Annotated in this window: 1 protein-coding gene; it reads left to right on the plus strand. The window is 38.8% G+C overall.

Annotation, left to right across the window (positions count from 1 at the left end):
- The coding region (locus H4O21_RS28465; RefSeq protein WP_502243756.1) for a GntT/GntP/DsdX family permease at positions 1 to 363 on the plus strand (363 nt) is incomplete at both ends.

Here is a 363-nt window from a genome sequence, read left to right on the forward strand (position 1 = left end):
ATGGTATGCGTTAGGAGTACGAAGAGGATTTACAAAACAACAGCTTTTAAATATTAGTACACAATCTATGGGGCCAGCTGGAATCATTATCTTATTAACCGGAGCTGGTGGCGTTTTTAAACAAATGTTGGTAAATACTGGTACAGGTGAAATGTTGGCTAATTATTTTGCAGACAAAGGTGTTAGTATTTTATTATTTGCGTTTTTGGCAGCAGCTTTAGTTCGTATCTTACAAGGTTCTTCCACCGTTGCTATGATTACAGCTGCAGGACTTACAGCACCGCTTTTAACAGCAGCATCTATTTCAGAGCCTCAAAAAGCGTTACTGGTTATTGCTATAGCATCAGGCGCAAGTATTCTATC

It is taken from the genome of Oceanospirillum sediminis (assembly GCF_014164585.1).
GTDB classification, from domain to species: Bacteria; Pseudomonadota; Gammaproteobacteria; order Pseudomonadales; family Halomonadaceae; genus Oceanospirillum; species Oceanospirillum sediminis.